Below are 5,296 nucleotides of genomic sequence, written 5' to 3' on the forward strand. Positions count from 1 at the left end.
AAGTGGGAGTCGGCTGCTGCCTGGGCCGATTCGACGACCTCCGCGTCGGCCAACGGCATGAACCTGAAGACGCTGGCCGGTCTCGAGGGCGCCGCCGCATCCACGCTGAAGATCGTGCCGCGGGAGATCGAGTCCCTGTGCACGACGGTCAACGGGCAGCGGACCTGCGCCATCGAGTGGGTGCCGGAAGGGGCCGTCTGGCACGACTACTCTTTCCAGGCGTATGCCGAGGCGATGGTCTTCGAGACCGTGTCCATCGTCTCACCGTCGGCCACGCCGAGTTCCTTCCGCCTGGTGTTCGACATCGACGGGACCAACACGCAGTACCTGAACTGGTTCAGCAACGGACCGGTCCAGGGCGGAACCGGCGGCGGGTACGAGGTGCCGAAGTTCCTGTACGACACCCACTTCTCCCTCAACTACGGGGAGTGGGGACACGACACCTACGACACGCTCTACTTGTACAACAGCGACCTCGGCTCCGACGACTTCAACCCGACGATCGACGAACTGGTGGCGCCGGTTGCCCGCTCCGTCACGTCGCCGTCCCTGAAGGTGGGCGCTCACGGATCCTGGCCGATCAACCTCTGGCTGGCGAGCCGGGTGGGCATCGACCTGACGAACCTCGACGACGGCCGGGTCCTCTTCCTGATGGAGTCCGACTACTCGAACACCGTGACGTTGAGAGGGTTCGAGGTCTACGACGGGAACGGCCAGCTCCTGCCGGACGCGGTCGTGACCGGCGCGAGTGGCGCCCGGTACACGACGCTCGGCACCCAGCCGCCTCCCGTGCCGGAACCGGCGTCGCTGGCGCTGCTGGGCGTGGGGCTGCTCGCCGTCCGCGCCCGCCTGCGTCGCGGGCGCCAATCCTGACGGCCCGACCCTGGGGGCCCGACTGAGACGGCCGAGCCGCGTGCACTCACCGGCTCGGCGGCGGCAGCGGTTCCGTGCCGCCCAGCTCCCGCACCATGCGGTCGTCGCCGGTGAGTTCCCAGTAGATCAGCGACGCGGGGATCATGCCGGCCCCGTCGATCTCGTCGAGCACGCGGCGCATCGAGAACTGGTCGCCGAGCTGGCGGGCGCGCTCGGCGATCACGTCCTCCATCAGGCGTCCGCCGGTCACGTAGCTGGCGCCGTAGCCCGGCTGGCGCAGGTACAGGTGCTGCTCGAAGCCGAGCAGCGGGTCCCGGCGCATCCAGCCGCGCGGCGTCCAGTTCACGTGGATGTCGCCGGCCTCGGCCATGGTCAGCGTGTTGGCGTGGGCGAACAGGTTGCCGAGGCCGCGCGCGGCGCGCGTGATCAGCATGATCCACACGATTTCGCGCGAGCGCGGGCTGTCGTCGTACAGCCCGGCGTGCATCATCCACTCTTCCATCGACGTGGCCATGCCCTCGGCGCGGCTCATCCACACGTTGTAGAGCAGGGCCTGGCGACGGATCGGGCTCGGATGATCGGCCTGGCGCAGCCGCCAGTTGTCCCACCAGTGATAGAGGTGCGTCCACAACGGGCGCGGGTCGCGATGGTTGCCCTGCGTGAAGAAGTTGCGCGTCGGCTCGGGCGAGAACGGCGTCATGCGCTCGCGCAGCGCCTGCTCGAGCCACGGCTGCATGGTGATCAGGTCGGTGCGCTTCAGGAAGTCGAGGTACGACGCGATCGCCTTGTCCTGCAGCGCGCGGTAGGCCTCGGGCGTGTCGGCGACCGGCATCGGTGGCAGCGCCTTGTTGCGCTGCTCCTCGAGACGCAGCGACGCATGGGCGCGCGCGAGTTCGCGGCGCGTGATCGTGACCTCGTCCTCCCACGACAGCGGCACGAGCAGCACGTTGCGCAGGTACCACGTGTACTGCGCCTTGCCGATGCCCGACGGGCCGGTGCGCTTCGGCGCCTCGTCGCGCAGCCACTGCGCGAAGCCGCGCGTGGCCGCGTCGGCGTCGCCGATGGCGGTCAGCAGCGCCGGCGTGTCGGCGACCGGGGTCGAGGCCGCGACCGCCGCCTTCAACTGCTCGAGCGCCTCGGCCTGTTCCTCGAAGGCGCGGACGCCGCCGATCCAGAGGTCGCGCGCGTTGGCCTTGGCCAGGTTCACGCGGGCCTGGGTGAGGAGGCGCGGGATCGCGCCGAGCTCCGTCGTCAGGCGCGTGGTCTCCTCGACAGTGAGCGGGCGCGCCTGCTGGAGCTTCGTGCGCGGCCAGATGCCGTAGGTCCACAGGCGGATGGCCCCGTGGATGACCGGGCCTTCCTTGGCCGGCGTGTCGCTCTCCTCGGCAATGATCGACGCGTAATAGGCGGGATCGCGCGCGAAGGGCTCGAGCACCGTGAGGTGGTACTCCATGCCGTTCATCTCGGCGCGCACCAGGTGCTGGTCGACCTTCTGCGGGATGGGCCAGCCTGTCGTGTCGAGCGCCTGGAGTCGCTGCTGCAGGCGTTTCAGGCCGGCGAGGCGCTTCGCGTTGGTGGCCGGCGTGTAGTCGGGGACGCCGGCGATGCGCGGCGGCTCCTCGAACGTTCGCCACTCGCGGAACAGCGCGAGCAGTTGCTCGTAACTGCCCGCGGCCGCCGGAGCGGCCGCAGGCGTGGTCCGGCCCTGGGCGGCTGCCGGCGCTCCGGCCAGCGCCACGAGCAGCAGCGCCAGCCCCCAGGGCCGCCGCATCAGAGCGACACCACCTGGCCGGTGGCCACCGACTTCTCCTCGGCCTCGCAGATCTCCACGGCGCTCAGGCCGTCGTGCGCGGTGACGATGGTCGGCGCGGTGCCGCTGCGGATCGACGCGATGAGGTGCTGGAGTTCGCCCACGTAGCCGTCGGGGCCCTCGGGCGTGATGATGGCGGGCTCCTTGCCCTCCTCCCACACCTGCAGCGCCGCGTCGCCCCGCGCGCTGTCGTAGTCGACCGTGGCGCGCTCGAACATCACCGTGTACGACATGGCGAAGCCGCTGGCCATCAGCCAGCTGCCCTCCGAGTACACCGTCGCGCCGCCCGGCACCATGTACTGCGTGACGACGTGGTCGGTGGCGCCACTGAAGCGGCTCACGCCGGTCGAGAACACCGCCGACGGACGGCCGAACAGGAACTGTACGAAGTCGGTGTCGTGCACGTGCAGGTCGAACAGCGCGCCGCCCGACTCGCCGCCCTTGAAGTAGCTGTCGCGGCTCCACCCCGGAGGCGCCGACACGCGGCGGAAGCGGGCCGTCAGGATCTCGCCGTAGGTGCCGTCGGCCTTGAGCTGCTTCAGCCAGGCCCAGCCCGGCCAGAAGCGCATGCACATCGCCGGCATGAAGAAGGTCTTCGCGGCCGCGGCCGCCTCGACGATCTTGCGCGACTCGCCCGACGTGCGCGCCAGCGGCTTCTCGCAGATCACGTGCTTGCCGGCCTGCAGCGCCGCCAGCGTCTGTGGCACGTGCAGCGGCGTCGGCACGCACAGGTCGACGAGTTCCACCTCGCCGTCGGCGAGCAGGTCCTCGATCTTCGTGTAGGCCCGGACGTTCGGCCCGAGGTCCACCGTGTCGGACCCGGCGACGTTGCCGGCCACGCCTGCCAGCACGCCGTTGACCGGCTGCCGCACGGCGTCGCACACGGCGACGACGTTCACGCCCTCGATCTTGCGGTACGCATTGATGTGGGTGAGGCCCATGAAGCCGAGCCCGACGACGCCGACGTTCACCGGACGGGCGCTCACTGGCATGCCTCCACGGCCGCGGCGCAGGCGCGGGGACTGGTGGAGAGGGGCCGACGGCAGGCGACGAAGCGAGCGGAGAGAGGGGTTGGGTTCACGCCCGTGATTAGAACGCACTCGGTCGCCCGACTCAATCCTGCCTCGCTTGGGGTAACGTGGCCGGGCCATGACCCACGTACAGGCTCCCGGATCGGAGGTCGGTGCTGTCCGGCGCGCGCTGTCGGTGCTTGCCGCGCTCGTCGTCGCCGCCGTGCCCGCGCTGGCCGACACCTACCCGCGCCAGTCGCAGGTGGACGCCGTCCACTACGCCTTCCGGCTCACCCTCGGCGACGACAGCAACGAGATTGCCGGCGAGGCGACCATCACGCTGCAATTCACCGGGGCCGGCGTCGCCTCGGTGGCCCTCGACCTCGCCTCGGCGGCCGACGGCAAGGGCATGACCGTCACCGAGGTGACCTCCGCAGGCGCGCCTGTCCCGTTCAGGCACGACGCCAACCGCCTGGTGCTGACGCTGGGGGCCTCGCCGCGCGCCGGCGAGCGGCGGGCCTTCACCGTGCGCTATCGCGGCGTGCCGGCTGGCGGCCTGCGCATGCTGGCCAACAAGTTCGGCGAGCGGGTGTTCTTCAGCGAGAACTGGCCCGACAACGCCCGCCAGTGGCTGCCGATGATCGACCACCCGTACGACAAGGCCACGAGCGAGTTCCTCGTGACGGCGCCCGCGAAGTACCAGGTCGTCTCCAACGGGCTGCTGCAGGAGGAGACCGACCTCGGCGACGGGCGTCGTCTCACGCACTGGAAGCAGTCGGTGCCGATTGCCTCCTGGCTGAACGCGATTGGCGTCGCCCAGTTCTCGGTGCACCACGACGGCCTCGTGAAGGGCGTGCCGCACCAGACATGGGTGTACCGCCAGGAGCGCGAGATCGGCCCGGCGTGGTTCGAGACGCGCTCGCGGCAGGCGATGGAGTTCCTCAGCGAACACGTCGGCCCCTACGCTTACGAGAAGCTCGCCAACGTCGAGGCGGCCGGCTTCGGCGGCGGCACCGAGCACGCCAGCGCCATCTTCTACGGCGAGAAGTCGATCCTCGAGAAGCCCGACACGGGCCTCATCGCCCACGAGATCGCCCACCAGTGGTTCGGCAACGCCGTCACCGAGCGCGACTGGGACGACGTGTGGCTCAGTGAGGGCTTTGCCACGTACTTCACGCTGCTGGTGGCCGAGCACCACGAGGGACGCGACGCGTTCGTCGCCGGCCTGAAGCGCAGCCGCGAGGCCGTGTTCACGCTCGAGCGCCAGCTCCCCGGCGCGGCGGTGCTGCACGACAACCTCGCCGACATGAAGAAGGTGCTCAACCGGCTCATCTACCAGAAGGGCGGCTGGACGCTGCACATGCTCCGTCACCGCATGGGCACGGCGCGCTTCTGGGACGGCATCCGCGACTACTACCAGCGGTACCGCAACGGCAGCGTCACCACCGACGACTTCCGCCAGGTGATGGAATCGCACACGGGACAGGACCTGCGTCCGTTCTTCACGCAGTGGCTCGCGCGCGCCGGTTCCCCGAGCGTCGACGGCGGCTGGCGCTACGACGCCGCCACCAAACGCATCGTCATCGACCTCGCGCAGACGCAG

The 5,296-nt window shown here is 70.1% G+C and carries 4 protein-coding genes; 2 read left to right on the forward strand and 2 right to left on the reverse strand.

Features of this window, described 5'->3' with window-relative positions; genetic code table 11:
• Positions 1–873 (forward strand): PEP-CTERM sorting domain-containing protein (locus tag ACIRDX_RS20295; RefSeq protein WP_396627258.1); only part of this gene is annotated, 873 nt, incomplete at its 5' end.
• Positions 874–919: 46 nt separating this feature from the next.
• On the opposite strand, the gene ACIRDX_RS20300 is transcribed toward ACIRDX_RS20295, so the two are convergent.
• Together ACIRDX_RS20300 and ACIRDX_RS20305 are read right to left on the reverse strand one after the other, a co-directional pair.
• A complete protein-coding gene (locus ACIRDX_RS20300; RefSeq protein ID WP_396627259.1) occupies positions 920–2,644 on the reverse strand; it encodes a DUF885 family protein in 1,725 nt (574 codons plus the stop codon).
• A complete protein-coding gene (locus ACIRDX_RS20305; RefSeq protein ID WP_396627260.1) occupies positions 2,644–3,669 on the reverse strand; it encodes a Gfo/Idh/MocA family protein in 1,026 nt (341 codons plus the stop codon). Before ACIRDX_RS20305 ends, ACIRDX_RS20300 begins: the two co-directional genes overlap by 1 nt.
• Before the next feature lie 163 nt (positions 3,670–3,832).
• On the opposite strand from ACIRDX_RS20305, the gene ACIRDX_RS20310 reads away from it, so the two are divergent.
• Positions 3,833–5,296: M1 family metallopeptidase (locus tag ACIRDX_RS20310; RefSeq protein WP_396627261.1), on the forward strand; the 1,464-nt coding region annotated here is incomplete at its 3' end.

It is taken from the genome of Luteitalea sp. (assembly GCF_044337415.1).
In the GTDB taxonomy this organism is placed as follows: domain Bacteria; phylum Acidobacteriota; class Vicinamibacteria; order Vicinamibacterales; family Vicinamibacteraceae; genus Luteitalea.

Bases quoted from the DNA above. Each gene is read 5' to 3' on its own strand.
- ACIRDX_RS20300 (WP_396627259.1), bottom strand. From the start codon at position 2,644: ATGCGGCGGCCCTGGGGGCTGGCGCTGCTGCTCGTGGCGCTGGCCGGA.